The sequence below is a fragment of the Alkaliflexus imshenetskii DSM 15055 genome, assembly GCF_000517065.1.
GTDB lineage: Bacteria > Bacteroidota > Bacteroidia > Bacteroidales > Marinilabiliaceae > Alkaliflexus > Alkaliflexus imshenetskii.
On sequence record NZ_KI912105.1, the window covers coordinates 2,635,012 to 2,661,569 of the forward strand.

At 42.1% G+C, this 26,558-nt stretch carries 26 protein-coding genes; 12 read left to right on the forward strand and 14 right to left on the reverse strand.

The annotated features are described in order from the left end of the window. Positions 1-48: 48 nt before the first annotated feature. The 3 genes from ALKIM_RS0111115 to ALKIM_RS0111130 all read right to left on the reverse strand — a co-directional run bounded on the left by ALKIM_RS0111115 (position 49) and on the right by ALKIM_RS0111130 (position 4,053). Positions 49-894, reverse strand: a complete 846-nt coding sequence (locus ALKIM_RS0111115; protein WP_026474718.1) for a helix-turn-helix domain-containing protein — start codon at positions 892-894, stop codon at positions 49-51. A gap of 293 nt (positions 895-1,187) precedes the next feature. Beyond that, positions 1,188-2,204: a 2-oxoacid:ferredoxin oxidoreductase subunit beta gene (locus tag ALKIM_RS0111125; RefSeq protein ID WP_026474720.1), complete on the reverse strand. Its 1,017-nt coding sequence runs from the start codon at positions 2,202-2,204 to the stop codon at positions 1,188-1,190. 4 nt (positions 2,205-2,208) lie between these two features. Continuing rightward, complete coding sequence (locus ALKIM_RS0111130; protein ID WP_026474721.1) at positions 2,209-4,053, reverse strand: 2-oxoacid:acceptor oxidoreductase subunit alpha; 1,845 nt, start codon at positions 4,051-4,053, stop codon at positions 2,209-2,211. A gap of 462 nt (positions 4,054-4,515) precedes the next feature. Here ALKIM_RS0111130 and ALKIM_RS0111135 point away from each other — a divergent pair, with 462 nt between their 5' ends. Then, positions 4,516-5,028, forward strand: a complete 513-nt coding sequence (locus ALKIM_RS0111135) for a gamma carbonic anhydrase family protein (protein WP_026474722.1) — start codon at positions 4,516-4,518, stop codon at positions 5,026-5,028. A gap of 7 nt (positions 5,029-5,035) precedes the next feature. Here the strand turns inward: ALKIM_RS0111135 and murI are convergent, their stop codons facing one another. The 10 genes from murI to ALKIM_RS0111185 all read right to left on the reverse strand — a co-directional run bounded on the left by murI (position 5,036) and on the right by ALKIM_RS0111185 (position 15,142). Beyond that, complete coding sequence (murI, locus tag ALKIM_RS0111140; RefSeq protein WP_026474723.1) at positions 5,036-5,866, reverse strand: glutamate racemase; 831 nt, start codon at positions 5,864-5,866, stop codon at positions 5,036-5,038. A gap of 101 nt (positions 5,867-5,967) precedes the next feature. Then, on the reverse strand, positions 5,968-6,480 hold the full coding sequence (locus ALKIM_RS0111145; RefSeq protein WP_044117901.1) for an OmpH family outer membrane protein: 513 nt from the start codon (positions 6,478-6,480) through the stop codon (positions 5,968-5,970). A 48-nt stretch (positions 6,481-6,528) separates the two neighbouring features. Then, on the reverse strand, positions 6,529-7,047 hold the full coding sequence (locus tag ALKIM_RS0111150; protein WP_026474725.1) for an OmpH family outer membrane protein: 519 nt from the start codon (positions 7,045-7,047) through the stop codon (positions 6,529-6,531). Between the two features lie 53 nt (positions 7,048-7,100). Beyond that, a complete protein-coding gene (locus tag ALKIM_RS0111155; RefSeq protein ID WP_026474726.1) occupies positions 7,101-7,610 on the reverse strand; it encodes an OmpH family outer membrane protein in 510 nt (169 codons plus the stop codon). A 339-nt stretch (positions 7,611-7,949) separates the two neighbouring features. Further along, positions 7,950-10,526, reverse strand: coding sequence for an outer membrane protein assembly factor BamA (bamA, locus tag ALKIM_RS0111160; RefSeq protein ID WP_235714407.1), 2,577 nt, complete (start codon positions 10,524-10,526; stop codon positions 7,950-7,952). Further along, positions 10,526-11,275 carry an isoprenyl transferase gene (locus ALKIM_RS0111165; protein ID WP_026474728.1) on the reverse strand — a complete coding sequence of 250 codons (750 nt, stop codon included), beginning with the start codon at positions 11,273-11,275 and terminating at the stop codon, positions 10,526-10,528. The genes bamA and ALKIM_RS0111165 overlap by 1 nt, the downstream gene beginning before the upstream one ends. Before the next feature lie 23 nt (positions 11,276-11,298). After that, positions 11,299-12,030: a type IX secretion system protein PorG gene (gene porG, locus ALKIM_RS0111170; RefSeq protein WP_026474729.1), complete on the reverse strand. Its 732-nt coding sequence runs from the start codon at positions 12,028-12,030 to the stop codon at positions 11,299-11,301. Between the two features lie 92 nt (positions 12,031-12,122). Continuing rightward, the gene (locus tag ALKIM_RS0111175) at positions 12,123-13,001 is read right to left on the reverse strand and encodes an NAD kinase (protein WP_026474730.1); all 879 of its coding nucleotides are present in this window, start codon (positions 12,999-13,001) and stop codon (positions 12,123-12,125) included. 33 nt (positions 13,002-13,034) lie between these two features. Beyond that, a complete protein-coding gene (locus tag ALKIM_RS0111180; protein WP_157363896.1) occupies positions 13,035-14,378 on the reverse strand; it encodes a BamA/TamA family outer membrane protein in 1,344 nt (447 codons plus the stop codon). A gap of 98 nt (positions 14,379-14,476) precedes the next feature. Then, the gene (locus tag ALKIM_RS0111185) at positions 14,477-15,142 is read right to left on the reverse strand and encodes a CBS domain-containing protein (protein WP_026474732.1); all 666 of its coding nucleotides are present in this window, start codon (positions 15,140-15,142) and stop codon (positions 14,477-14,479) included. Between the two features lie 151 nt (positions 15,143-15,293). Between ALKIM_RS0111185 and ALKIM_RS0111190 the strand changes: the two genes are divergently transcribed. From ALKIM_RS0111190 to ALKIM_RS0111240, 11 genes are all read left to right on the forward strand, one after another. Beyond that, positions 15,294-16,013, forward strand: a complete 720-nt coding sequence (locus ALKIM_RS0111190; RefSeq protein ID WP_026474733.1) for a pyridoxine 5'-phosphate synthase — start codon at positions 15,294-15,296, stop codon at positions 16,011-16,013. A gap of 3 nt (positions 16,014-16,016) precedes the next feature. After that, a complete protein-coding gene (locus ALKIM_RS0111195) occupies positions 16,017-16,814 on the forward strand; it encodes an alpha/beta fold hydrolase (protein ID WP_026474734.1) in 798 nt (265 codons plus the stop codon). Between the two features lie 94 nt (positions 16,815-16,908). Continuing rightward, entirely contained in the window at positions 16,909-17,778 is an 870-nt protein-coding gene (gene purU, locus ALKIM_RS0111200; RefSeq protein ID WP_026474735.1) for a formyltetrahydrofolate deformylase, read from the forward strand. A gap of 39 nt (positions 17,779-17,817) precedes the next feature. Then, positions 17,818-18,426 carry an imidazole glycerol phosphate synthase subunit HisH gene (hisH, locus tag ALKIM_RS0111205; protein ID WP_026474736.1) on the forward strand — a complete coding sequence of 203 codons (609 nt, stop codon included), beginning with the start codon at positions 17,818-17,820 and terminating at the stop codon, positions 18,424-18,426. A gap of 81 nt (positions 18,427-18,507) precedes the next feature. Next, positions 18,508-19,245 carry a 1-(5-phosphoribosyl)-5-[(5-phosphoribosylamino)methylideneamino]imidazole-4-carboxamide isomerase gene (hisA, locus tag ALKIM_RS0111210; protein WP_026474737.1) on the forward strand — a complete coding sequence of 246 codons (738 nt, stop codon included), beginning with the start codon at positions 18,508-18,510 and terminating at the stop codon, positions 19,243-19,245. A gap of 264 nt (positions 19,246-19,509) precedes the next feature. Further along, positions 19,510-20,268 (forward strand): imidazole glycerol phosphate synthase subunit HisF, encoded by a 759-nt coding sequence (gene hisF, locus ALKIM_RS0111215; protein ID WP_026474738.1) that lies wholly within the window; start codon positions 19,510-19,512, stop codon positions 20,266-20,268. Between the two features lie 29 nt (positions 20,269-20,297). Further along, positions 20,298-20,897, forward strand: coding sequence for a bifunctional phosphoribosyl-AMP cyclohydrolase/phosphoribosyl-ATP diphosphatase HisIE (gene hisIE, locus ALKIM_RS0111220; RefSeq protein WP_026474739.1), 600 nt, complete (start codon positions 20,298-20,300; stop codon positions 20,895-20,897). A 433-nt stretch (positions 20,898-21,330) separates the two neighbouring features. Next, positions 21,331-22,821, forward strand: coding sequence for an MFS transporter (locus ALKIM_RS0111225; protein WP_026474740.1), 1,491 nt, complete (start codon positions 21,331-21,333; stop codon positions 22,819-22,821). Between the two features lie 29 nt (positions 22,822-22,850). Then, the gene (locus ALKIM_RS0111230) at positions 22,851-23,975 is read left to right on the forward strand and encodes an endo-1,4-beta-xylanase (protein WP_026474741.1); all 1,125 of its coding nucleotides are present in this window, start codon (positions 22,851-22,853) and stop codon (positions 23,973-23,975) included. 28 nt (positions 23,976-24,003) lie between these two features. Continuing rightward, positions 24,004-24,969, forward strand: coding sequence for a glycoside hydrolase family 43 protein (locus tag ALKIM_RS0111235; protein WP_026474742.1), 966 nt, complete (start codon positions 24,004-24,006; stop codon positions 24,967-24,969). 154 nt (positions 24,970-25,123) lie between these two features. After that, positions 25,124-25,513: an SRPBCC domain-containing protein gene (locus ALKIM_RS0111240; RefSeq protein ID WP_044117902.1), complete on the forward strand. Its 390-nt coding sequence runs from the start codon at positions 25,124-25,126 to the stop codon at positions 25,511-25,513. Between the two features lie 61 nt (positions 25,514-25,574). Here the strand turns inward: ALKIM_RS0111240 and ALKIM_RS0111245 are convergent, their stop codons facing one another. Next, entirely contained in the window at positions 25,575-26,072 is a 498-nt protein-coding gene (locus ALKIM_RS0111245) for a PorT family protein (protein ID WP_262480546.1), read from the reverse strand. Positions 26,073-26,558: the final 486 nt, after the last annotated feature.

Sequence of the window (26,558 nt, forward strand, 5' to 3'; positions counted from 1 at the left end):
AGTGATTTGGTTAAAAAGTCCAATAAATGGGAAAAGAGGTTCAGTTGATTATTTCAGAACTTTAGATTTTCTGAACTCGGAAGGCGTTGAATTGTATTTCAGCTTAAATAATTTGGAAAAATGAGAGGTGTCGCTAAATCCAACTTCATAGCATATTTCACTAACAGAAAAATCAGTTGTCATTAACAATTCATTTGCCTTTAAAAGTTTTTGCTCTTTCATATAATTTGCAGGAGTATCGTTGAAGTAGTTTTCAAAATCTCTTTTAAACGTAGACAAGCTGCGACCTGAAAGTATAGCCAATTCTGGAATTGTGATGTTTGAGTATAAATGAGCTTGAACTACTTCTTTAAAATTTGCTTGTCGTGGTGTAAAAAGATGAGAAAACAAACTGATAATGTTGTCCGCATTGTTGGTTTGAAGCAGCAATAGTATTAGTTCCTTTATCTTTAGTATCAACAACTCATCGTTGACCAAAGCCGGATTTTGAAAGTAGAACTCCAGACTTTCAATATAGTGAGTGACAATGGCTTGTTTTTCATTTTTTTGAGCAGAAGGCTTGTCTCCATTCGACTTAATAAAATCAGGTATTTCATCTTTGTAAAGCGCTTTTAGGATCTCCTTGTGAAGATGTATTGCGAAAATTTCACAATGCTTATGTTCAGATTTTTGAATAAGCTCAGCAAAATAGTTGCCGCATTTCAGCAATACACTTTCTGAAACATGCAAGTTCACGTTTTCTGTCGAAGATTTTAGTATGGTTTCACCATCTTTAATAAATAGAAAGCAGGCTTCATTTTGAAATATCGCCCCATATTTAAATGGCGTCTTAATGCGTAATTTCTCAATGACACATTTGTTTTTCAAATCAAATTGTTTTCTGTCTGTTATCATCTGTTCAATTCAGGTTTTGGTGTCGCATAGGCTTACAGCTAACTATGTCATCTCCCATTGTTACATCATCCCAAATTTAAAGCACTTGTTCTGTATTATTCGAATTTTAATCAACTCTATTGCCAAAACTCTTTCAATCTTGAAAATAATCGTTTTTGTGCAGTATATCCTAAATCTTAATATGAGATGCTGTTTGTAATCATACCGTACATACAAATATGACTGCAAAACGAGAGATTTCTGTTTTGCAGTCATTATTCAGTTACCTGAAATTTAATTAGAAGTTTCTCAGGTTATTTTACTTCCCATACATCTCCTTCGATAGCCAAATCGCGAAACTTCCTGATTTCTGTTTTTCTCTGCACAAAGTTGATTTGATTGTTGAGTTCCTGGTTATAAACGGCAGCTTTTACGCTTCTGATTACGCCAAGAGCAACTGGGTATTCAGGATACTCCATGTTGGCAAGTTTTAGGTGCAGGGTGTTGTCTTCGCAAGTTGCATCATGCACCAGAATGTCTTTTTCTGTGATGCCGTTTTCGCCGATGGTGACAATTTTTAGATTAATTCCTTCAAGAATAAAACCTTTGTTGCGGTTCACGCCAAATATCATGGGTTTGCCATGTTCCAAAATAATTGTTCGGTCTTCTTTATGTTCTTTATCTGTTATGGCATCATGTGTTTTGTCGTTGTATATCACGCAGTTTTGCAATATTTCAACCACCGAAGCCCCTTCGTGCCTGGCTGCTTCTTTGAACACATCAACACAAAGCTTAAGTTCTCGGTCGATGGTGCGGGCAAAGAAGTGTCCTCTGGCGCCAATGGTCAGCTCCCCTGGTCTGAAAGGGAATTCCACTGTGCCGTATGGTGATGTTTTGGATATGAACCCATGTTTGGAAGTGGGCGAAAACTGGCCTTTGGTTAGCCCGTATATTTGGTTGTTAAATAACAGGATGTTTAAATCTACATTGCGCCTCACAGTGTGAATGAAGTGGTTGCCGCCGATGGCCAGGGCATCGCCATCTCCGGTAATGTGCCACACTTTCAGATTCGGATTGGCCACTTTAACACCCGAAGCAATGGCAGAGCCACGTCCGTGTATGGTGTGAAATCCGTAGGTGTTCATGTAGTATGTGAAGCGCGAAGAACAGCCAATGCCTGAAACCACAACTACCTCCTCGGGGTTAAGATGTAATTCAGCCATTGCTTTTTGTACGGTATTCAGCACAGCATGGTCTCCACAACCGGGACACCATCTCACATTTTGGTCACTTTTATAATCGGTGAATGTATAGTTTTTTGTTTCGCTCATGATTTCAAGCCTCCATTTGATTGATGATTTCCTCTGCAAGCTCATGAACCGTAAATGGTTGTCCATGAACTTTGTTGTATTGGCAATAGTTGAATTGTGGGTGTTTCATTCTCAGATATCCGGCAAATTGTCCCAGGTTTAGTTCGCAAATCAGAATCTTTTTAAACCGTTTCAATATATCGGCTGTGTTTTTTGGGAGAGGATTAATGTATGTGAAGTGGGCAAGCGCCACTTTTTTTCCCATAGCGTTGAGCTGATCCACCGCAGTAAGCAAGTGGCCATAGGTGCCACCCCATCCTACCACCAGTATATCAGCGCTTTCATCTCCCATTACTTCCAAATCCGGAATGTAATTGGCTACGCGATCCAGTTTTTCCTGTCTTATCGTCACCATCAGATGGTGATTAGGCCCATCGTGTGAGATATTGCCTGTTACCGCATCTTTTTCTAGTCCGCCAATGCGGTGTTCATATCCCGCCATCCCTGGAAATACCCAGTCGCGTCTTAGTTTTTCGGCGTCTCGTAAATAGGGTTTGTACGCTTTGGGTTCCTGATTGGTGCGCGGTACTTTTATTTCAGGGAAGTCATTGTCTTCGGGCACGCGCCATTGTTGAGTGCCATTGGCGAGAAATCCGTCCGTGAGCAGAATGACAGGTATCATGTGCTCCACAGCAATTTTTGCAGCATAAAAGGCGTAGTCAAAACAGTTTACCGGTGTGCTGGCAGCAATCACAACCAAGGGACTTTCACCGTTTCTGCCGTATAAGGCCTGCAACAGGTCTGCCTGTTCTGTTTTTGTTGGCAGTCCGGTGGAAGGGCCACCCCGCTGAACGTCTACTATTACAATGGGTAGTTCAGCCATAATGGCGAGACCCATTGCTTCGGTTTTAAGTGCCAATCCAGGCCCCGAAGTGGTTGTTACAGCAAGGCTTCCGGCAAAACTGGCACCTATGGCCGTACATATTCCGGCAATTTCGTCTTCGGCTTGAAAAACTTTTACGCCCAAATCTTTCCTTTCGGATAACTCCTGAAGAATTTCAGTAGCCGGAGTAATGGGATACGAGCCAAGAAATAGTTCCAATCCGCTTTTCTCTGCAGCAAGCAAAAATCCCCAGGCTACTGCTTTATTGCCATTTAGGTTTCGATAGATGCCCTTGCGCGACTCCGTGGGTGATACATGAAACGATGGCGTTATGGCTTGAATTATGTTTCCATAATCGTGGCCTGCCTGCAACACCCTTAGGTTTCCTTCCATAATTGCCGGCTTATGGCCAAATTTCTTGCGGATATACTCCTGTGTGTGTTCCAGCGGTCGGTTAAAAAGCCAATAAACCAACCCCAGTGCGAACATGTTTTTACTGCGAATAACACTCTTGTTGTCAAGGCTCAAATCAGTTACTGCTTCGCGGGTTAATGAGGTGATTGGCGCTTTAATCACATTGAATCCTTCCAACTTATCTTCGAATATTGGATCCTCTGTTTTGTAGCCTGCCTTTTGAAGGTTTTTGGAGTCGAAACTGTCAACATCCATAATGATGGTGCCGCCAGGTTTCATGAATCGTGCATTGGCTTTTAATGCCGCAGGATTCATAGCTACAAGCACATCAGTAAGATCACCCGGTGTGGTAACACCCTGGCCAAAATGAACCTGAAACCCTGAAACGCCTCCGATTGTTCCCTGAGGGGCACGTATGTCAGCCGGGAAATCCGGAAAAGTAGAGATGTCGTTGCCATAAATGGCCGAGGTATGTGAGAATAGAGTGCCTGTAAGCTGCATTCCGTCGCCTGAGTCTCCCGAGAATCGTACGGCCAGCCTGTCCACTTCTATCACTTTAGAACTTTTTCCCATAAGTATTGTTCGATAATTTAACGATAGATAGGTGTTTTTTGTAAATCGTTTCTGTTGCGAAAAACAGCCTCTAAATTACCTTTAAAATTGTTAAATAACAAAAAACACTGTGCTTTACAGCCCGTTGATGTGCTTTTATTTACGCTGTAAGGATTGGTTTTTAAACTGTCTCTTTATTAATGAGATGTGTGCTGCAATCAGCCTAAGGCTTTGTTCTTAGTGCCCTGTTATTAATAAAAAACAAGATCAGAAGTTCCAATGCTTCCGCGTATTATGCGCTTTAATGGATTTTCCGATTTGTTTTATGGCTATTGATAAAGAGAAATAGCATCGGTCGTTGTATTTTTGTAGTCTTTTGCAATACAGTATCGGCAGATGGAGTTGGTCGTTTTTAAGCTGAATAGGCCAGGTGCATATTTTTCTGGCATATCATAAGATAAACATATTGTTATAAATATAATTATGGCATTGATAAAAGAGGTGAGGGGTTTTACCCCGGTTTTTGGTGAGAACGTATTTCTTGCAGAGAACGCAACAATTATAGGTGATGTAGTAATCGGTGACGATTGCAGCATTTGGTATAATGCAGTTTTAAGGGGCGATGTAAATTCTATTCGCATCGGTAACCGTGTGAATATACAGGATGGCTCAGTATTGCATACTTTGTATCAGAAGTCGGTAGTTGAGATAGGTAACAATGTTTCGGTAGGTCACAATGTGACCATTCATGGTGCCAAAATAGAGGATAATGTGCTGATTGGCATCGGTGCCACAATCCTCGACCACGCTGTTATAGGCTCAAACTCCATTATCGCTGCCAACTCATTGGTGCTTACCGGAACCATTGTGGAGCCAAATAGCATTTATGCAGGTATTCCTGCAAAAAAGGTGAAAGACATTGAACCTGAACAGACTGCTGAGATGATTAACAAAATTGCCAACAATTATCTCATGTATGCCGGATGGTATAAATAATTCGCTCTTATAGATTGGCATCCAGATGAATCGCATCAATGTCGTTCCCAAGAAAGATGGATGCTGTTTCATTGAAGCGGCTGGGATATTCAGAAGTGTAGAAGGTTCGTGTGCCGCTTCTCGATATTTTTGCAGCCATTTCGGGATGCCGATCAAGGTAATCTTTTAAACTATCGGCTACTATTGGGCCCTGTGATATTATCCTAACGCTTTCAGGAACGTGCTGTTTTATTACGGGCATCAGCAGAGGATAATGGGTACATCCCAATATGAGCGTGTCGGTTTTTGGTGCTTTATTAAAAAGGTTCTCCAGATTTTTCTTTACAAAAAAATGTGCCCCTTCCGATTGGTATTCGTTGTTCTCCACCAGTGAAACCCACATAGGACAGGCTTCCTGCTCTACCTTGATGTGTGGGAACAATTTATTTATTTCGATGGGATATGAATTGGATGCGATGGTGCCTGAGGTGCCTAAAATCGCTACGTGTCCTGTCTTTGTAAGGGCACCCAACTGCTCCACACTTGGCCTGATTACGCCCAAAACGCGTCTCGACGGGTCAATGCGTGGCAAATCAACTTGTTGAATGGTACGTAACGCCTTTGCCGATGCCGTATTACAAGCCAGAATGATAAGGTGCGCATTCATGTTAAACAGCGTGTGCACTGCTTCCCGAGTGTATTCATACACTACTTCGAACGAGCGGTTACCATAGGGAGCTCTAGCATTGTCGCCAAAATAGATGAAGTCAAAATCGGGAAATGCTTTCATCAAATCCTTCAATATGGTAAGGCCGCCATAGCCAGAGTCAAATACTGCAACAGGTCCGGGATGAATCATGAATGGATGTTGTTTCCTTGTTTTTTAATGTAATAAAGGTAAATAAAAAGGCGATACACTGCGTACCGCCTTAAAATTGTTCCTGCCAAGTGAGTTTTTAATTACTTCACACCGAGTTTGGCTTTCACCAACGGACCGCAATCCACACTCTTGTTTGAATGGTAAAGAACTACTTGTGAGCTTAGGTCAAAAATATAGATGAACCCATTTTCAAGTCCAACAGCATCCACTGCCCTTTGAATTTTCTCAAGAATTGGCTGATACAGTTCCTGCTCTTTTCTTTGAAGGGTTTGTTGTGCCATTGTCTGATAACTCTGAAGGCGCTGCTCTATATCCTGAATCTCTTTTTCCATGGTAGTGCGAATCAGCTCTGGCAATGTTTCGCGCTGTGACAGATACTCTCTGAATTTTCTTTCATGCTCTTCGCTCATCACACGCATACGATCCTGAAGTAGTTGAGCTTCAGCCTGTAGTTTTTTGTCAGCGTCCAATTTATCAGGAAGTTCCATAATCAGTTCCTGCATGTTGATGTGCCCGAATTTGAGATCCTGTGCGGAAACCATTGATGTGGTCAGAAAAAGGGCGATGATTGCGATTAGATTAAAAATCTTCATATTACGAATGATTAAGTTGTTCAACAATTAAAGTTTAAATCTGAAATATTAGATGCCCAGTTTTGTCTTCACCAACGGGGTCACATCTACACTTTTTGATGATTGATACAGTGTTAGACCTGAATTGGATTCGAAGATATACAGAAAACCATGCTCTAAACCAACGGCATCAATAGCCTGATTGAGTTTTTCAAGCACCGGAACCTGCAACTCTTCTTGTCTTCTCTGTAGTGTTTGCTGCGCGTTTACAAAAAACTCCTGTACACGCTGTTGCATAGCCACATATTCCTGTTCTTTGGCATTTTTTTGCTCTTGAGTGTATTTGTCAAAATTGTTTTCATAGTCAATCTCGATTTTTTGCAGCTCTTCGCGCATGGAATTGAACTGCCTCTCAAGCACGGATGTCTCTGACTCCAATACTTTGCTGATGTTTTGATACTCCGGCATAAGCAGAACTACATCTGCCAAACTGATATGTCCAAATTTGACCTCTTGGGTCATCGCCGTTAAGGGTACGGACAATATCACAGCAATCAGTGTAATCCGGATAAAATTTCCTATTCTCATTTGTCCTGTTTTTTCTAACTTAATTCTTCTTGGTTATTTCGCTAATTTAAAAACTATCTTCTATGACCGAGTCGTTCCAGTACCTGATCGCTTTTGTCATGGCGCGGATCCAGATATAGTATGCCGGATGATTTGTCAAATATCGCAGCCAGATCCTCCGCACGGGCAATCTCCCGGATTACGGCCGCTACCTGATCCTGTATTGGTTGAATGAGATTTTGCTGGCGCTTCGACATCTCTCCTTCCGGACCGAAATATTTATGTTGTAACAGTTTTGCCTCTTTTTCCTTTTCAATAATAGTCTCTTCACGGCTTATACGCATCTCATTTGAGAGAAAGACACTTTCCGTCTGATAGTTTTTATACATACGGGAAACCTCTTGGTATATAGCCTCAATTTCCTGCTGCCACCTTTGTGATTGCTGGTTGAGTTGTTCTTGTGCTGCCTGATAGGCCGGAATATTTCTCAATACATATTCTGTGTCCACGAATGCGTATCGTTGGGCTACTGTTGCAAATTGCAAACTTAAAACGCCCAGCAAAATTAGAATTGTTTTTTTCATTCGTCTCTGTTTTTGTTATTTCATTAGTCGGTTGGCCTGGTTCTGTGATTAAATTTAGACTCTGGTCTGTTATGACGTTTCTTTAAGGGTGAATCCAAATCTTTTCATGAAGCCTTGCCTTCTTTGCTGTTTATGTTTTGATCTGCCTTCAAAACCTAAGTAACTAATTTTTAGTTCGCATTGTTTTGGGGTAGGCAAATATATCATGGTTTTGCAAAAATCAAACCAAAAAATGATATTGACCTCCTGGGTTAGGTTTTTTGGTATATCTTTTCGGAGGATTGCTATATAAACATGGCCGGAATGATTTAAAATACAAACCGGCCATGTGAAAACTGTTTAGAAATTCTGACCCATTACAAAGTGGAAGTTGCTGCCACTTGCTCCGGGTTGGTTTGGCACATTGTCGAATCCATATCCCCAGTCAATGCCCATAAGCCCAAACATTGGCAGGAAGATACGCAGACCTACCCCTGCTGAACGCTTCAATTCAAATGGGTTATAATCACGGAATTCAGACCAGGCATTACCTGCTTCTGCAAAGATGAGTCCGTAAACTGTTGCCGAAGGCTGAAGGGTTAGCGGATAACGCAGTTCCATGGTCATTTTGGTATACATGTTACCATCATTCATATAAGAATAGGATCCATCCTGATTTAATACTCGGGTACGAGGAGTCAGAGTGTTGTTTTCATACCCCCGTAATCCTATGGTTTCGCTACCATAGTAACTATATCCGGCCATACCATCGCCACCAAGTGTATATTTCTCGTAGGGAGATCTCAGGTTCTTGTTAAAGTATCCAAGGAATCCTCCTTCAACGCGCGCTGTGAAAACCAGTTTGTCAGCTCTGTCAAGCGGCTTAAACATACCACCTTTGAATGTCCATTTATGGTATTCAATCAAGCGGTACAACTCTTGTTCATCAGTGATTGTAGAGTAGTCTTTATCGCTAAAGATAGAATAGGGTGGTGTAACCTCTAAGCCCAATGAAAAATCGGAGCCGGTACGTGTGTAAAGCGGGTTGTCAATACTTCTTCGTGAGAGCATCACACGCAACTTCAGGATGTGTGAATACCCCGTTCTTGGCATGAAATACCACTCTTTTGAATCGTACAAACTATAACTTATCTCATTGTACAAGGTGAAGAAGTCATCGGGCCAGGATAATCGACGTCCCAAACCAACAGCAATTCCAATGGTTTTAAAATGTCGGCTGTCGTCACCTTGCATCGAATAGGGATCGTAATAATTACCGTATCCATAACCATAACCTGAGCCATACCCGTAGCTTCCAGGATAGTACCTGCTGCTTACACCCGTTTGTATGGAGCGTGAAAGTGATACACTCAAAGAGTTTGGTTTTTTACCTCCAAGCCAGGGCTCAACAAAGTTCAGACTGTATGCCTGATAGTAGCGGCCATTGGTCTGTGCGCGTAACGCCAGGGTTTGACCATCACCGGTAGGCAGTGGGCGCCATGCTTCCTTGTTGAAGAAGTTGCGCATGGAGAAGTTGTTGAATCTCAAACCGAGCGATCCTACAAACATACCTGCTCCCCAGCCACCTGAAAGCTCTATCTGGTCATTGGCCTTCTCTTCAAGGTTGTATTCAAGGTCAACTGTCCCTTTGTCGGGGTCGGGAATGGGCACCGGATTAATTTTCTCCGGATCGAAGTGTCCCAATTGCGCCAGCTCCCGAACGGTACGTATCAGTGCTGCCTTGTTGAAAAGTTCACCGGGCTTAGTACGTAGTTCTCTGCGAACCACATGTTCGTGTGTTTTGGTGTTCCCTTTGATTATGACGCGGTTGATACGTGCCTGATCACCTTCGTATATGCGCATCTCCAAATCTACTGTATCATTCTCAACGCGAACGTCAACGGGGATGATGCGGCTAAAGAGATATCCATTGTTCATATATAGGTTGTGTACGGCATCGTCGTCCATAAATAACCTTTTGTCCAACAGGGTTTGGTTAAAGATGTCGCCTTTTTCAATGCGTAGCACGTAGCTTAGGTATTCGCTTGGATAGATGCTGTTTCCTACCCATGTAATGTCACCAATGTGATATCGGTTTCCTTCTTCCAGGCCAATACGAATGTCAACGGTATTGTCATCGTTTCGGCTTATCGAATCAAAAACAATGTAGGCATCGCGGTAACCTTTTTCATTATATTTTTCGATAACAGCACGCAAATCGTTGCGATAGTTTTCCTCAACAAAACGTTTTGTTCTAAAGAAGTTTCTAAGCTTTTTCCGCTGATTGGTTTTCTTCATAATCCGGTTGAGCCGGTTGTGCGAAAACTCTTCGTTGCCCTCAAAGGCCAGATGACTTATTTTTACTTTCTCTTTTTTATCTACATATACATCCAGAATTACATGATTCACTCTGGTGGTGTCGTCACGTTGCACGATGTTTACCTCGGTGTTGAAAAATCCTTTATCAACAAAGTGGTTTTTGATGAATCTCTCGGCACGTGATATCAGGTAAGGAGTTACCTGGCTGCCTTTCATCATGGATACCTTGTCGTTTACGGCATCAATTTCGGCGCGCTTTAACCCTATATAGTTCATCTCCGACAGACGTGGCCTCTCCTGAAGATATATTTCAAGATAGACATTGCGACCTTCGATGCGGGCAGCTGAAATCTTAACGTCTGAAAACAAGCCGTAGTCCCAGTATTTTTTTATGGCATTGGTAATCTCATCGCCCGGAATGTTTATTTCCTGACCTACGCGCAGCCCTGAAAGGTTCGCGAGTATTTTTGGGTCGTTGTTGAGATCGCCAGTTACTTCAATTTCTGCTATTACGTATCGTCTGGGTTTACCTGAGTAGGATATTTCCGGTGTTTGAGCGGAAATGGATAAGATTGGCAGTATTAAAATTAAAGAGAGGAATAATCGGTGCAACATCATTATTTGTTTAAAATTAACTGGTCACTTGTTTTTCCGAATCGTCTCTCCCGGTTTTGAAAATCCAGGAGTGCTTCATAAAAATGTTCCTTACGAAAATCAGGCCACAAAACGTCGGAAAAATATAATTCTGAGTAAGCAATCTGCCAAAGGAGGAAATTACTAATGCGAAATTCGCCGCTGGTTCTTATAAGTAGCTCAGGGTCAGGCATATTTCTGGTTTCCATGTAGCCGCTGAATAAATTGCTGTCGATATCAGAAATGTCCACGTCTCCTTTTTTTACATCGCCGGCAAGATTTTTAACGGCTTGTATTATTTCCCATCTGGAGCTGTAGCTAAGGGCTAAAACCAAAGTGAGGCCTGTATTGGTAGAGGTTTGCTTCATACACGAAGCCAATTTCTCCTGCACATTGTTTGGAAGACTCTCTTTGCACCCTATTGAAAAAAGTTTGACATTGTTCTTCATGAGGGTTTTGGTTTCCGATGCAATGGTGGAAACCAACAGCGACATCAGCGCATCGACCTCATTTTTGGGTCGGTTCCAGTTTTCCGTTGAAAAGGCATAAAGTGTCAAATAGTCTATGCCCAGTTCTGCGGCGGCCTCAGTTACTTCCCTCACGGCCTTTACGCCGTTTTTATGGCCGAATACGCGTGCCGTGCCTCGTTGTCTGGCCCATCTGCCATTACCATCCATAATGACTGCAACGTGTCGCGGCAATTTTTCTGTAATCAACTGTTCTTTAACTGACATACTTTGGGATATTCCGATGTTCATTAAAATCCGTCATGACATTTGTCGCGTCGTGAAAAGATGCTGAACGTCATATACAGACCAACCACAGAATACCAGTCGTTATTGTGTGATAACGTGTTCTGGTTGAATCTGTATGGGTCGGACGGATCGATTGGGTTATTGAAGCCAATCAGGTCCAAATCATCGGTGAAAGTTTTTCTGAAAGTCCACTCTGCACCCAGTTTCATCCAACTGTTTACCTTCCATTTTACACCTGCACCGAAGGGCAAAGATAATACAAAAGTCGGTTTTTCAGTGTGATTATCATTCTCTTCTCGGTATCTTTTATAAATTGTTGTACCAAACCCCAAAGTGGCATAAGGTGTAAAAACGGCTTCACGGTTGTGCGGATGATCAAAGGAGAAAAAGTTTATCTCGGTAAGCGCTGTGATGTCAATAAGGTTGCGTTTAAAGCTATAGGTTACATTTTCAGCGCCAGGCAGGTAGACCTCCTTTGCCGGGTATGCACCACTGATACCCACAAGTGATGCACCTCCCCGAAAGGCTATTCGGTCGTTTATCGAATATCTGATGATGCCTCCAATGGCCGGATGTACTCTATAGAATTGGCGTTGTGGGTTTAAATCACCATTGTACCACGAAACACCAATGAATGGCCCGCCTTCCAGTTTTGCCTGAGCACTGATTTTCTGAGTGGTTATGATGAGTGATAGGAGTATAAATATAAGGTGTTGGAAAACGGTGCTTACCATTTTGGGAAATTTGTGTGATTAGCTTTAGTCAGATTTGAAGGAAACAAAATTGTCCTACATGCACAACGTCAAAAAATGGGTTTTATTGCTGATTAGTTTCTGCGATCGACACCCCACATCAGTTTCGACCTGAGGGTTGCGTAAAACGATGTCCCTATTCGGTCAATCACCGGTATTGTAAAATTGGCTTTGCGGATGGTGAGACTTACCGAATCATCCAGAATGCAACTTCTGGAATCGAGTGAAGCCAGATATTTGCCGCCGCGCCCTTCAATACGGAGTGAAATTTCAAAATCGTTGGGTACTACCAGCGGCCTAACGGTAAGGTTATGTGGTGAAATGGGTGTGATAACAAACTCTTTTGCCGTGGGATGCACAATAGGTCCTCCTACGCTCAATGAATATGCTGTTGAGCCGGTAGGTGTAGCCACAATGAGCCCATCAGCCCAATAGGAGTTTAAAAATTCGTTGTTCAAATAGGTGTGTATGGTAATCATGGATGAGCTGTCGCGCTTTTGAACTGCCAGCTCGTTTAGTGCAAAATTAAGTTCCCCAAAGCAGGGTACCGAAGTCTCGAGTGAAAGCAAATCGAGCTGTTTTGTGGTGTATTTTCCCTGAAGTATTTCAGATACCGCCGTTGGAAGTTCTTCCATGGCAATATCGGCAAGGAAGCCGAGCCTGCCGGTGTTGATGCCTACCATTGGTATGTTGCGGTTACGAATCATCGTCACTGCATCCAGAAAAGTGCCATCACCGCCAATGCTGAACATCATATCACATTCGGGCAAATCCGCATATCCGTTGAATAGCCCGTTGCATTCGATTTTAAGATGTGCCGTTTGAGTTAAAAACTCATAAAATGGCCGGTAGATATATATTTCGGCTTTGGCTTGCAAAAGATGTTTTAGAAGGCATGCGCACTTTTCGTAGAATATGTCTCCGAATTGCTTGCCAAACAGCGCTATTTTCATTTACGGGATATGTTAGGTTGATTATGTGTTGGCTTACATTGCCAGGTTGAAATGAACAAATATACTATGTTCACCGAAATTATTAAAAGAATAGTTAAGACTCAAAACTTTATCGTAAAAAGTGACCATGTCGAGTCCAAAACCATAACCCAGCAAAAGTGTGTTGGCCATATTGTTAGCTCCGTTTTGGTTATCATTAACCACATAGCCAACATCCAGATGCAGCTTAGCGAACACAGAGTAGTGAATTCTGGAGAATTGCGGTAAGGGCACCCATTTGATATTCTTCTCTCTTCTGGGAATAAGTTCATAGAGGAGCTTGTTTTGTAAGGCACCAAACGATGAGCCATCAATCACACGGTATTCAAAACCATTCAGATAATCCTTGTATCCCAGTCCGGTACGAAAAACGTATGGCACTTCTCTTTTGTCGATGGCAGACAGAAGCACCCTTGAGCCTGAGTAGAGTCTGTTTGCCAGTGGATATTGGAACGAAGCAATCAGGTCGCCCTGGAAAAAGCCGTCGTATTCTGAGTTTATTTCAAAGCCACGACGCGAGAACCCCACCTCATAGGAGTTGCCTGAAAGGGGATAAACCTTAGAGTCACGGCGATCCCATGAATATCGGTAGCTGATGTCGACTGCCCGGCTGTGTGTTTTGCCCTCGGGTAAAAAAGTAGGGTTCACAATTAATAAAGTATCAGATGCTTTGGTGTCGGTTATACCTACCTTTATCGAATGGATGTGGTCCAGTTGAAATCGGTATGAGTAGTTGAGATGAAACGATGTTTGTTCCAGTAGCCTGTTACCCAAAGTTTTTAAAAATACTTGTTTGTCCAACACCGTGGAGTAGGCTGTTTGGTCATATATGAGCCATCCCGCAGTGAAACCCCAGCCCGAGCGCTGGTTTAAACTCGGCTTTTGATAATCGAACAGAATTTGGTTGCGATAGCCGGTCAGTAGACGCAATTTAAGAGACTCCCTTCTGCCTCTAAAATTGTCGTGTTTAAAATATACCCCATAGTTTATATAGGCGCCATCATTAAGTCTTAAAAAGTCGCTAAAATTGCGTGCTTCCTGTTCAAATAGCGGAAACGCCCAAATGTACCAGCGTTCTTCAACTTTTATCAGAAATTCAACGGAGTTTCTGTCAGGATACCTGATACTTATTTCTACAAAGTTAAATAGTGATGTGTTCAGAAGGTTTTGGCGTGCCCTCTCAGTCATTTGGGGTATGTCTGATTCGTTAACCTGCCAGTTTAGCTGAAAAGGCAATTCGGTGAGTATTGTCCGTAGGTTGGTTTGGTGGTTTCCGATAATATCGATGGCTGTAACTTTTCGGGCGTAGGAGCGGGGTTGTGGTATTTCCTCTGCCACAATTTGTAAAGGTAGGCCAATCGCCAATATCCATATACACAATAACCTTTCAAAGCCCGATCTGCCCATTCCCCAACAGTAAGGATTGTGATTTGTAATCAGATGCTCAAATAGCGAATTAACGATTCGTAATTGCGTCTGGCTGTTTCATCTATCTGTATTTCTGCGCCATATTCGGCTCTGATTTTATACCCGTACCTTTCAAATGCGTGAACAACGGGCTGCATATCAGTTCTATTTAGCTTTATGGTGATGTACAACAATCCCAATACCTGGTCGTGTGACACATATAAGCTAAGAATTTTACTGTCTGAATCTTCAACAATGCGTGCAATTTCCGAGAGGGCATAATCACGCAGGCCAACTTCAATTTGTATGATGCCACCAGGGGTATGGGCTGCAATGAGTTCACTGAATCTTTGCATCAGATCAAATTGGGTGATAACACCCAAATACTCTTTTTCAGCACTTAACACCGGGATGATGCTCAGCTTTAGCCGCGAAGCAATCTCAATCACATCGTAGATATGCTGGTGACTGAAAATATATGGCTTCATAAGCGATAGCCGATGGTTCCCCAGCGGTTCATTGGCCGAGTTTAAGTCATATATATCACTATCGGATATTAATCCAAGAAACAAACGGTTGTTCACAATAGGCAGATGGGAAACTCTGAAGGCTTCCATCCAGTTTAACGCATCCAGCCCTGAGTCAGATGTTTTGAGAGCCGGAATAACATCCGATATCAAATCTTTTGCCAGCATAAAAATCGGAATAAAGAAATACTTGTTAACTTTGCCTTTTTGTTTTGAGCCGACATACGTTTGTAAAAAGTTTGTCGTTGTAATCTTAAACAAAAAATACCGCTAATAGGTTTAATCACTTTTAACGGATACTACAAATTAAATACCGAAGATGACAAAGTTAAGTGTAAACATAAATAAAATCGCCACATTACGCAATTCCCGCGGAGGAAATATTCCCGATGTAGTAAAAGCTGCAGTGGATGTTCAGTTGTTTGGTGCCGATGGTGTGACAGTGCACCCCCGTCCCGATGAACGTCACATTCGCCGAAAAGATGTTTTTGACATCCGAGGGGTTATTACCACTGAGTTTAACATTGAAGGGTATCCTTCCCCGGAGTTTATTCAGCTGGTGAAGAATGTTAAGCCGCATCAGGTGACGCTTGTGCCTGATCCGCCTGAAGCCATCACATCAAATGCCGGTTGGGATACAATTACCAACTTGTCGTTTCTGAAGGATGTAATTGCCGAATTTAAAGAGTATGGCATTCGTACCAGTATCTTTATTGATACAACTCCGGAATTTATTGCAAATGCCGTGGAAACAGGTACCGATAGAGTTGAACTTTACACCGAGCCTTATGCTACGGGTTTTGTGAAGGATCCTGAAATGGCCATTGCTCCTTTTGTGGAAGCGGCCAATCTGGCTCATAAGGCTGGACTTAAAATTAACGCAGGCCATGACTTAAACTTGCAGAATCTGAAGTTTTTCAATGAGCGAATCCCTTTTCTGAAAGAGGTTTCCATTGGTCATGCCCTTATCGCCGACGCGCTATACATAGGTCTGGAAAAGACCATCTCAATGTATAAAAATCAGCTGGTAAAAGGTTAAGCAATGGAGTTGTTTGGCAGGGAGACCGGCAAAGGGGAGCGTACGGTTGTAATTGTACATGGTCTATACGGAGCTTCAGACAATTGGATGTCCATAGCATCGAGATTGGAGAACAGTTTCCGCGTTTTATTGCCCGACTTACGAAACCATGGGCGAAGTTTCCATCATCCTGAGCACAACTATGAGGTTATGGCAGCTGATTTACTTCATTTTATCAGCAGCAGAACCAGTGAAAAGGTAGTTTTGTTGGGGCATTCCATGGGTGGGAAAGTGGCCATGCGTCTTGCGTTGGAACATCCGCAAATGGTTGAACAATTGGTAGTAGTAGATATTGCGCCTAAGGATTATGGCCGCTTCACTAATTATGGTGAAGTAACCAATGATCATGAACTTATTTTAAAAACTTTAATTGCGCTTCATCCAGAGAATTTCGATAGCCGAACGGATATGGATGAAGCACTGAAATCTCAGTTTAAAAGTAAGCAGTTGCGGCAATTCTTGCTAAAGAATGTGAAGCGTTCAGCCGATGGTAAATACCAATGGCAACTAAACTTAGAGACCCTCCTTGAAAACCTTGAGGAGATTATGGATGGCTTTTCAAGTATGACAACAAGTGCACGCGATTTGCCAACACTCTTTATCAGAGGCGATAAATCACCCTATGTGAGAGACGAGGATGTGTTGCCCATTTCGAGGTTTTTTCCGAAAAATCAGGTTGTTACAATTCCGGATGCCGGACACTGGGTTCATGCCGAGCAGCAAGAGCTTTTTTTAAAAACGCTCTTGTATTTTATCGAATAACTTTGGGTTTTTGGTGTCATTTTGTTAATTCAAAGGGTGGTTTTGCTTATACCTTTGATAAAAATCACTAATTTTGCAGGCAATATTATAAGTTATGAGTAAAAATCACAGCGAAACAGCTATCATTCGGATACATTGCCCGGATCAACGGGGAATAGTGGCCCGGGTAACTGATTTTATCCATCGCAACAATGGAAATATTGTGGCACTGGATCAGCATACCGACCGCGATGAAAAGCGTTTTTTTATGCGTGTTGAATGGGAACTTGATGGTTTTGAAATTGCCCGTGATCAAATTGAGCCTGCCTTTGAGTTTGCCATTGCCACGCCATGTAAGATGACCTGGAAACTCCATTTCTCTGATAAAACACCAAGGATGGCCATCTTCGTATCTAAAATGGCACACTGTCTTTATGATATTCTGGCTCGATACCAAAGTGGAGAGTTAAATGTTGAAATTCCACTGATAATCAGTAACCACAAAGATTTGGAAGATGTGGTAGGTAAATTCGGAATTAAATTTGTCTATGTTCCCATCACATCTGCCAACAAGGATGAACAAGAGAAGATGGAACTGGAAATACTGAAGGAGCATCAGATTGATTTCATAGTGCTTGCCCGGTATATGCAAATATTGTCTCACGATTTTGTAGAGCACTATCCTGAACGCATCATCAACATACATCACTCATTTTTGCCGGCTTTTGTAGGTGCAAAACCTTATCATGCGGCGCACACCCGGGGGGTTAAAATTATTGGTGCAACCAGCCACTATGTTACTTCTGATTTAGATGCGGGTCCAATTATAGAACAGGATGTGTCGCGTATCAGTCACCACGACAGCGTTGAAAGGTTGGTGCAGAAAGGTCGTGACATTGAAAAAATAGTGCTCTCACGTGCAGTGATGGCACACGTGGAGCGAAAAACACTCGTGTATAAAAACCGGACGGTGATTTTTCAATAGAAGCAGAACCAACGTCCGGCGAAAGAATACAATAAAGATATGGCTAAGCAAAATATTGTAATTATTAAGTATAACGCCGGAAACATCCGCTCAGTTAACAATGCCTTGTTACGTGTTGGGTACGATGCCGAAATTACGGCTGATCCGGAGAAAATCCGAAGTGCCGACAAGGTTATCTTTCCCGGGGTTGGTGAAGCGAGCACCACAATGCGATACCTTAACGACAGTGGACTGGCAGACATCATCGTTTCTTTGAAGCAGCCTGTGCTGGGTATCTGTTTGGGTATGCAGCTGATGGGGAGTTTCAGCGAAGAGGGTGGCGTGAAATGCCTTGGCGTTTTTAATGAAGAGGTACGGAAGTTTAAACTGCCGGACACCAATTCCGACAATCTGAAAATCCCACACATGGGGTGGAACCGTATCTTTGATCTCAAAAGTGACCTTTTCGACGCTTCACTCGAAGGACAATACGTCTATTTTGTGCACAGTTATTATGTGGCGCATGGCGTGGATACGGCCGCTACTACCGATTATATCCTTAATTACAGTTCAGCCTTGCAAAAGGATAACTTTTTTGCCACGCAGTTTCACCCTGAAAAGAGTGGTCCTGTGGGGCAGCGCATTCTCGAAAACTTTTTGAAGTTATAGGTTAATGATGGCTATTATATTTCATAACCAATTCTGATTTCGCTTCAAGCATCATCATTTTAATTTTTAAACAGCAAAGATATGTCCGGCATTCACAAAATTGAACTCATTCCTGCCATCGACCTCATTGATGGAAAATGTGTTCGATTGAGCAAAGGTGATTACGATACCAAGAAAGTATATAACGAGCATCCGCTGGAGGTTGCGCTTGAGTTTGAAGCGCATGGCATATCCCGCCTGCATCTTGTTGATTTGGATGGAGCAAAAGCCGGTCGTATCATTAACTATAAAACCCTTGAATCCATAGCAAAAAAAACAAATCTTATAATAGATTTTGGAGGCGGATTAAAATCAGGTGATGATTTACGTATTGCTTTTGAGTGTGGTGCCCAGATGGTTACAGGAGGTAGTATTGCCGTAAAAAACAGGGAGGAGTTTTCAGGATGGATAGAGAAATACGGAGCAGAACGTATTATTCTGGGTTCTGATGTAAAAGATAGAAACATTGCCGTGTCGGGCTGGTTGGAAACTTCTGACCTCGAGTTGTTTGATTTCTTGCAGGGATATATTCAGCTGGGCATAACAAAAACCATCTGCACAGATATCAGCAAGGACGGAATGCTCCAGGGACCTTCATTAAGTCTTTATAAGGAGATTCTTGAGCGTTTCCCCGATTTATATCTCATTGCCAGTGGCGGAGTTAGCAGTTTAGCTGATATTGACGCCCTTCAACAAGCCGGAGTACCAGCAGTAATTTTTGGAAAGGCGATTTACGAAGGTCGTATCACCTTAAAAAAGCTGGAAAAGATGGTCTTTTAGCAATTTTCTGAAAAACTTTTTATCTTTCACGACATTATTATTTTAATCAGACCTAATTCATGCAGTTGTAAATTATAATGAACCAGAGTGAAACTTAAACCTGTGTAGCTAAAGAGTTAGAAAGTATAGGTTTTTACAGCATTTTCCGTGGTTCATAGTTTTCATATTCCATTGGCTCAACAAAGTGTAAGGTTTTCCTTCGTTCTTAATACAATGACTTAGCGTCAATACCATAGCAGTATTTATATTAATAGCTTCTGAATCATGTTAGCAAAACGAATTATTCCTTGTTTAGATATCAAAGACGGCATGACTGTTAAGGGGGTGAAGTTTGTGGAACTTAAGACCGTGGGCGACCCGGTTGAACTGGCTTCCGCCTATGCCGATCAAGGTGCCGATGAGTTGGTATTTCTTGATATTACCGCGTCTCATGAAGGAAGAAAAACTTTTGTGGAATTGGTTCATCGCATTGCGCGACATATCAATATCCCGTTTACAGTAGGTGGAGGTATCAGCGAACTTAAAGATGCTGAGGCCTTGCTAAACGCAGGAGCCGATAAAATTAGCATAAACTCTTCGGCTGTGCGTAATCCCCATTTGATTGATGAGATGGCCAAAAATTTTGGCAGTCAGTTTGTTGTTGTGGCCATCGATGCCAAAAAAGAGATGGATGGCAACGATTGGGCGGTCACAGTGAACGGGGGGCGCATATTTACCGAAAAGCGCTTGTTCTCATGGGCAAAGGAGGCCGAGGAGCGCGGAGCCGGGGAGATTCTCTTTACCAGTATGGATCATGATGGGGTGAAGCAGGGTTTTGCCAACGATGCACTGGCAGAGCTAAGTCAGTCTCTCTCAATACCAATTATTGCATCCGGAGGTGCAGGCAACATGGCGCACTTTAAAGATGCATTTGTGCTGGGCAAGGCCGATGCTGCCCTGGCAGCCAGTGTGTTCCACTATAATGAAATTTCAGTGCCCGATTTAAAGCACTACTTGCGAAGTGAAGGCATCGTAGTGCGATAGTTTGGCGAACCGTATAATACAAAATAGCGATGAATATAGATTTTTCAAAATCACCTGACGGATTGTTGCCGGCTATAATTCAGGACAACAATACCGCAAAAGTTTTAATGCTGGGTTATATGAATGCCGAGGCATTGGAGAAAACCAAAGTAGAAGGACGTGTTACTTTCTTTAGCCGTTCAAAAAAACGTTTGTGGACCAAAGGAGAAGAGTCAGGCAACTTTTTAAATGTTGTCTCAATGGCATCTGATTGTGATGCGGATACCATTCTCATAAAATGTGTACCTGTAGGGCCTACCTGTCACACCGGCGCCGACACGTGTTGGAATGAGCGTAACGATGTTGATGATATTTTGTTCCTCAAGCATTTACAGGATTTTATTGATAAGCGAAAAGCTGAAATGCCCGAGGGTTCCTATACCACATCGTTGTTTAATAAGGGCACACGTAAGATTACGCAAAAAGTGGGTGAAGAAGCAGTTGAAACCATTATCGGCGCCATGGCAAACGATGATGAGAATTTTCTTTACGAAGGAGCCGATTTGCTTTACCACCTTATTGTGCTGCTCACGCACAAAGGGTATCGCTTAGAGGATCTTGCACGCGAACTGAAAAAGCGACATAAATAGTGTGTTTTTACGAACAGCTTCGATTTAATAGGTTTTTTGCCGCTCAATACCAGGTTTTGGGCGGCTTTGTTTTGTTATATAACCAGAGGGAGTGCAAAAATAATATAGCCGAAAGCAAAATATTCATTTGGGATAGGTTAATTGAAACAATATCTTTGTCATTTAGCATTTATTGATAATTTTTAGTTAAAATTCTCTGACGAATTATCTTTTTTGCTAAATTGCCAAACGAAACGCATAGCTTGAGTTTATGCGAAAAGACAATTTTTGTTGTGTAATCGATTGATTTAACCCGGTTCTGGTGCTGGAATCCGGGTGTTTTTAGAAGCTTGAGCCTGCATAGAACAGAATAGACCTAGTGCCGGCAAATTGTTGAGATGTAGTGCTTTGTAATTATGTGTTTAATTTTGGTTATAATACTAACATTATTTGTATGAGTAACAGTTCACAAAAACTTTCAGTTCTCGAAAAAGTTGGCTATAGCTTGGGTGACTTGGCTGCCAACCTGATTTTTCAGACTTTGATGACTTTTCTGGCCTATTTCTACACCGATGTGTACAAAATTCCGGCCGATGTAGCATCTCTTATTATCTTTTTAGGAGGTATGATAGGCGCCTTCTTCAATCCGGTGATGGGTATTATTGCCGACCGTACAAGCACACGCTGGGGAAAATTCCGCCCCTGGATTCTGTGGACTTCCATTCCTTTTGGTGTTGTGGCCTTGTTAGCCTTCAGTACGCCAAACTTTGGTCCGTCCGGAAAAATTGCCTATGCAATGATAACCTATGTGTTGTTGGTGCTCGTTTATTCTGCCAATAACCTGCCTTATGCCGCACTTAGCGGAGTTATCACCGGCGATATGAAACAGCGTAACAGCCTATCGGCTTACAGGTTTACCGCAGTTACAATTGCTCAGTTTATTGTACAGGTGATTCTTTTACCACTGGTGCTTATCCTTGGCGACGGTGACCGCGCTGTTGGATTTGAAAATGTAATGGGCATTTTTGCCGGAGTAGGTATATTGTTCTTTATCATTACCTTCTTAACTACCAAAGAGCGTATTTCGCCACCGGCTGAACAGAAAACCTCTGTTAAACAAGATTTGTCCGACCTGGTGAAAAACCGCCCATGGATTGTGATGCTTACCGTAACTGTTTTTATTTTCATCACATTGGCGCTTAAAGGTGGTATTTATATCTACTATTTCGAGAACTACCTGAGCGAACCACATCTTGCCGAATTCCTTGTTTCAATCGGATTTGTTGGCTTTATCGATGGTTTGAACAACTTGTTGACTAGCATGGGAATGGTTGGATTTGTCTGGCCAGAGGATCCCGCCTCTTCAGGTTTTAGTTTGTTCAATGCCGGCGGTATCATCATGATGATTATTGCCATTGCACTGTCAAAACCTATTGCTGACAAATACGGAAAAAGAGACCTCTTTATTCTGGCGCTTTCGCTTTCTGCAATAGCTCAGCTTATGTTCTTTTTTATCTCCCCCGACAAAATTGGTCTGGTATTTATCACGCAGATAGTTCATGGTTTCTTCTATGGATTGACCATCCCATTGCTTTGGGCTATGATTGCTGATGTGGCCGACTTTTCCGAATGGAAAAACAACCGCCGCGCCACTGCCATTGTTTTCTCTGCCATGATTTTTGGATTAAAAGCCGGATTAAGCGTGGGAGGTGCTTTGGTTGCGTTGATTCTTTCTTTCTATGGTTATGACCCACTCCTTGATGAGCAGGGACAGTCCGCAATCAATGGCATATTGATGACAATAAGCGTTTATCCTGCCATTACTTTCTTTATTGCTGTTGGTAGTTTATTCTTCTATGAGATTAATAAATCGATGGAGAATATGCTCGAGAAAGAACTTGGAGAGCGCAGAAAACCAATCAATCCCATTGTTGAATCAGAATAAGTTGAACAATTATTTTTAATAATTAGATTATGAGTTTAGTAGGTAGAATTGGTTCTGTTGTTTTGGCAGGTGCACTTTTTGCATGCAGCGCGCCACAACAGAAGGAGGTGACATTAAAAGATGCGTTGAAGAACTATTTCTATATTGGCGCAGCCATTAACACAATACAGGTTGATGGTGAAGATCCTCAGGCCATAGCAGTTGTTGAGAAGCACTTTAACTCTGTTGTTGCTGAAAATTGCATGAAAATGGAAAGTGTGCAACCAGAAGAGGGTGTGTTTGACTTTGCGGATGCCGACGCATTTGTGGCTTTTGGAGAGAAAAACAACATGAAGATTATTGGCCATACACTGGTTTGGCATTCACAGGCACCCAAATGGTTGTTTGTGGACGACGAAGGAAATGATGTCTCCAGAGATGTGCTTATAGAGCGTTTGAGAACGCATATTTTCACCGTAGTTGAGCGCTACAAAGGACGTGTACATGGTTGGGATGTGGTGAATGAAGCCATTCTTGATGATGGTTCATGGCGCCCCAGCAAACTCTATCAAATTATTGGCCCTGAATTTGTTCAGATGGCTTTTGAATTTGCACATCAGGCTGACCCCGAGGCAGAATTGTATTACAACGATTACAATGTGTCAACACCCGCTAAGCGTGATGGTATCTACAATATGGTAAAGGATCTGATTGACAATGGCGCACGTGTTGACGCTGTGGGGCTGCAAGGTCATTTGTCAATGGATACTCCAACTGTTGAAGCAAAAGAAGAAGCTATTCTTAAAATGGCAAGTCTTGGGGTTCAAACAATGATTACTGAGTTGGATATCACCGTTCTGCCATGGCCATCAAGAAGGCTTTCGGCAGAAGTGTCACTCAACTATGAATTGATGCCTGAGTATAACCCTTATCCTGAAGCGTTGCCCGACTCAGTTAATCAAGCATTGAACGACAGATATGTAGATTTTTTCCGGATGTTTTTGAAGCATCATGACAAAATCGACCGCGTTACACTTTGGGGTGTGGACGATGGTCAATCCTGGAGAAATGGATGGCCAATCAGAGGTCGTACCGACTATCCGCTGTTGTTTGATCGCGCTTATCAGCCAAAAGAGGCGGTTACTCGCATCATTGAGATGGCTCAAAAGAAATAAATTGTATCATCATTAAAATATCAGGATTATGATTAGAGGACATTTGGTTAAGGATATGTACATTGCCGACCCTGCTGTTCATGTGTTCAACGGACGCTTGTACATCTATCCTTCGCACGACATTGATGCAGGCATTCCTGAGAATGATCTGGGTGATCACTTCGACATGAGAGATTATCACGTTTTCTCAATGGACGATGTGGATGGTCCTATTACCGACCATGGCAAAGTGCTTGATGTGAAAGATATTCCTTGGGCCGGACGTCAGCTCTGGGATAGCGATGTAGCCTTTAAAAACGGAAAATATTATCTCTATTTCCCTTTAAAGGATAAAAACGACATTTTCCGCCTTGGGGTAGCCATTAGCGACAAGCCCGAGGGGCCATTTATCCCTGAAGCCAATCCGATAAAAGGTAGTTATTCCATCGACCCTTGCTTGTTTCAGGACGATGACGGTACGCATTATATGTTTTTTGGCGGTTTGTGGGGTGGCCAGTTGCAGCGCTATCGTAACAACAAAGCCATAGAGTGTGGTCATGAGCCTGCCGACAATGAGCCTGCACTTTGTGCAAAAGTGGTGAAGATGAGCGATGATATGCTCGATTTTAAAGAAGAACCACGCGACCTGGTTATTTTGGATGAGAACGGTAAGCCGTTGACAGCCGGAGATCATGATCGTCGCTTCTTTGAAGCCTCATGGATGCACAAATACAATGGCAAGTACTATTTTTCATACTCTACCGGAAATACCCACAAACTTTGCTACGCAATTGGTGACAACCCATACGGGCCATTCACCTACAAAGGTGTGATTCTTAATCCGGTAATCGGTTGGACTACGCACCACGGTATTGTAGAGTTTAAAGATAAATGGTATCTCTTTTTCCACGATAGTCAGCCTTCCGGAAAAACCTGGTTAAGAAGCGTACGCTTTGCTGACCTCGTTCACCGTGCCGATGGTTCTATAGAAACAATAACCGTAGATTATAAGTAGAGATTTGTTAGTTTGCACTGTGTTTTAGGTTATACAGAAGAAAAGGCCTGCTTCCATTTGGATGCAGGCCTTTTTGAAATTATGCCCCTGTAAGGTATGTGTATGGTGCATTCATCAACAAAACCCTTATCTTTATAACTTGAAATATCTGATTATGACACTTAAGGATTTTAAAACGCGCATTAAGATAAAGGCTGAACTGGATGATGTTTATGCCGCTTTTACTAACCCCTTTACCATTGAATTATGGTCTGGCTATCCAGCTGTTATGCCAACTGAACCAGGAGGAGAATTCTCTCTTTGGGATGGCGACATAGAAGGGGTAGTTTTGGAGTTGATTCCAGGAGCCAAAATTGTGCAGCAATGGTTTTTTGGCGATCAGACTGAGCCTTCTATCGTTACAATTAAGTTATTTAAAGATGCCGGCAAAGTGCAGGTTGATGTGTCACACACCAACATTCCGTCAGAGGATTTTGAAGATATTGCCCAAGGATGGACTGAATACTTTCTCGGAGCTGTCAAAGAGTTTCTCGAAGTTAACTAACAAAAAAAAGGTGCCAGAATCAACTCCGGCACCTTTTTTATAATTTAAGTTTACTTGTTTATTAGAAGCGGTATCCTACTGAAAGACCAAAGCCGTTGTTTCTAATTATTACACCTTCATAATCTTCAGGAGCAATATTTTTCAAACCTAATTGGGCTTTAAACTGAGCAAAGAGACCATTTTTTAACATGTAGCCTAGTAATAGATTACCTCCCATATCAAAGGGTTTATAGTCCTTATTTTTTCCGAAATAGATATCCTCACCATTACGATCTTTATCAGATTTATGACCTCCAATTCCATAAGCCAAATAGGGGCCAAAGCCAAGAATCAGATTGCCCCCACCAAGCATTGGTTTGTACAAAAAGCTTAGAGGTATCTCAAAATAGTTCAAACGATGTTCTATTTCCTGATCTAGGAAAGATGATACCATTACTTTAGAATTGAATAACAGACCCGGTTGGATGTATATATCTGAAACTACCGGTATTTCCATATCAAAACCGAGGTTAAATCCTGTACGAGCTTTTGTGTCAAGTTTTAAGCCGCCAAAATTGATGGATTAGTTCGAAAAGTTAACTCCTGCGCTTATCCCTACAGTAGGTTGCGCTTGCGCGGTAGGTAGTGCCAAAAGCATGGCAACAATAAAAACAGCTGATAGCTTTGTCATAATGATCAAATGTGTTTAGTTAAGGTAAATAAGAAATGATTATTTTGTAACAAAGCAAAGAAAGCAATATTAAATATACCTACAAAGTTCAACTTGGTGTAATTGTGTAGCCAAAATATTGAAGTGATTCAATCTCAACGTAATTTTTTCTAGGTGTCTGTTTTTCGATTTCTATTAAGGTTAACTGAAAAGTGACGCTGCAAATAATGGTTCTCAATCACTCTCCTTATTGAATTGTACTCTTGCAATAACTCTTTTAATTTTAATTATCACAAAAAAGCGCATATACCCCACTTGGATATTGATGTTAGCAATAATGAAAATAAGGAGCTATAACGGTAAATAGTATTGGTTTATGGTGTTTTTTTTAAAAAA

Excerpts from the sequence above, each read along its gene's own strand:
- ALKIM_RS0111115 (WP_026474718.1), bottom strand. The coding sequence starts at position 894 with ATGATAACAGACAGAAAACAATTTGATTTGAAAAACAAATGTGTCATT.
- ALKIM_RS0111125 (WP_026474720.1), bottom strand. The coding sequence starts at position 2,204 with ATGAGCGAAACAAAAAACTATACATTCACCGATTATAAAAGTGACCAA.
- ALKIM_RS0111130 (WP_026474721.1), bottom strand. The coding sequence starts at position 4,053 with ATGGGAAAAAGTTCTAAAGTGATAGAAGTGGACAGGCTGGCCGTACGA.
- ALKIM_RS0111135 (WP_026474722.1), top strand. The coding sequence starts at position 4,516 with ATGGCATTGATAAAAGAGGTGAGGGGTTTTACCCCGGTTTTTGGTGAG.
- murI (WP_026474723.1), bottom strand. The coding sequence starts at position 5,866 with ATGATTCATCCCGGACCTGTTGCAGTATTTGACTCTGGCTATGGCGGC.
- ALKIM_RS0111145 (WP_044117901.1), bottom strand. The coding sequence starts at position 6,480 with ATGAAGATTTTTAATCTAATCGCAATCATCGCCCTTTTTCTGACCACA.
- ALKIM_RS0111150 (WP_026474725.1), bottom strand. The coding sequence starts at position 7,047 with ATGAGAATAGGAAATTTTATCCGGATTACACTGATTGCTGTGATATTG.
- ALKIM_RS0111155 (WP_026474726.1), bottom strand. The coding sequence starts at position 7,610 with ATGAAAAAAACAATTCTAATTTTGCTGGGCGTTTTAAGTTTGCAATTT.
- bamA (WP_235714407.1), bottom strand. The coding sequence starts at position 10,526 with ATGATGTTGCACCGATTATTCCTCTCTTTAATTTTAATACTGCCAATC.
- ALKIM_RS0111165 (WP_026474728.1), bottom strand. The coding sequence starts at position 11,275 with ATGTCAGTTAAAGAACAGTTGATTACAGAAAAATTGCCGCGACACGTT.
- porG (WP_026474729.1), bottom strand. The coding sequence starts at position 12,030 with ATGGTAAGCACCGTTTTCCAACACCTTATATTTATACTCCTATCACTC.
- ALKIM_RS0111175 (WP_026474730.1), bottom strand. The coding sequence starts at position 13,001 with ATGAAAATAGCGCTGTTTGGCAAGCAATTCGGAGACATATTCTACGAA.
- ALKIM_RS0111185 (WP_026474732.1), bottom strand. The coding sequence starts at position 15,142 with ATGCTGGCAAAAGATTTGATATCGGATGTTATTCCGGCTCTCAAAACA.
- ALKIM_RS0111190 (WP_026474733.1), top strand. The coding sequence starts at position 15,294 with ATGACAAAGTTAAGTGTAAACATAAATAAAATCGCCACATTACGCAAT.
- ALKIM_RS0111195 (WP_026474734.1), top strand. The coding sequence starts at position 16,017 with ATGGAGTTGTTTGGCAGGGAGACCGGCAAAGGGGAGCGTACGGTTGTA.
- purU (WP_026474735.1), top strand. The coding sequence starts at position 16,909 with ATGAGTAAAAATCACAGCGAAACAGCTATCATTCGGATACATTGCCCG.
- hisH (WP_026474736.1), top strand. The coding sequence starts at position 17,818 with ATGGCTAAGCAAAATATTGTAATTATTAAGTATAACGCCGGAAACATC.
- hisA (WP_026474737.1), top strand. The coding sequence starts at position 18,508 with ATGTCCGGCATTCACAAAATTGAACTCATTCCTGCCATCGACCTCATT.
- hisF (WP_026474738.1), top strand. The coding sequence starts at position 19,510 with ATGTTAGCAAAACGAATTATTCCTTGTTTAGATATCAAAGACGGCATG.
- hisIE (WP_026474739.1), top strand. The coding sequence starts at position 20,298 with ATGAATATAGATTTTTCAAAATCACCTGACGGATTGTTGCCGGCTATA.
- ALKIM_RS0111225 (WP_026474740.1), top strand. The coding sequence starts at position 21,331 with ATGAGTAACAGTTCACAAAAACTTTCAGTTCTCGAAAAAGTTGGCTAT.
- ALKIM_RS0111230 (WP_026474741.1), top strand. The coding sequence starts at position 22,851 with ATGAGTTTAGTAGGTAGAATTGGTTCTGTTGTTTTGGCAGGTGCACTT.
- ALKIM_RS0111235 (WP_026474742.1), top strand. The coding sequence starts at position 24,004 with ATGATTAGAGGACATTTGGTTAAGGATATGTACATTGCCGACCCTGCT.
- ALKIM_RS0111240 (WP_044117902.1), top strand. The coding sequence starts at position 25,124 with ATGACACTTAAGGATTTTAAAACGCGCATTAAGATAAAGGCTGAACTG.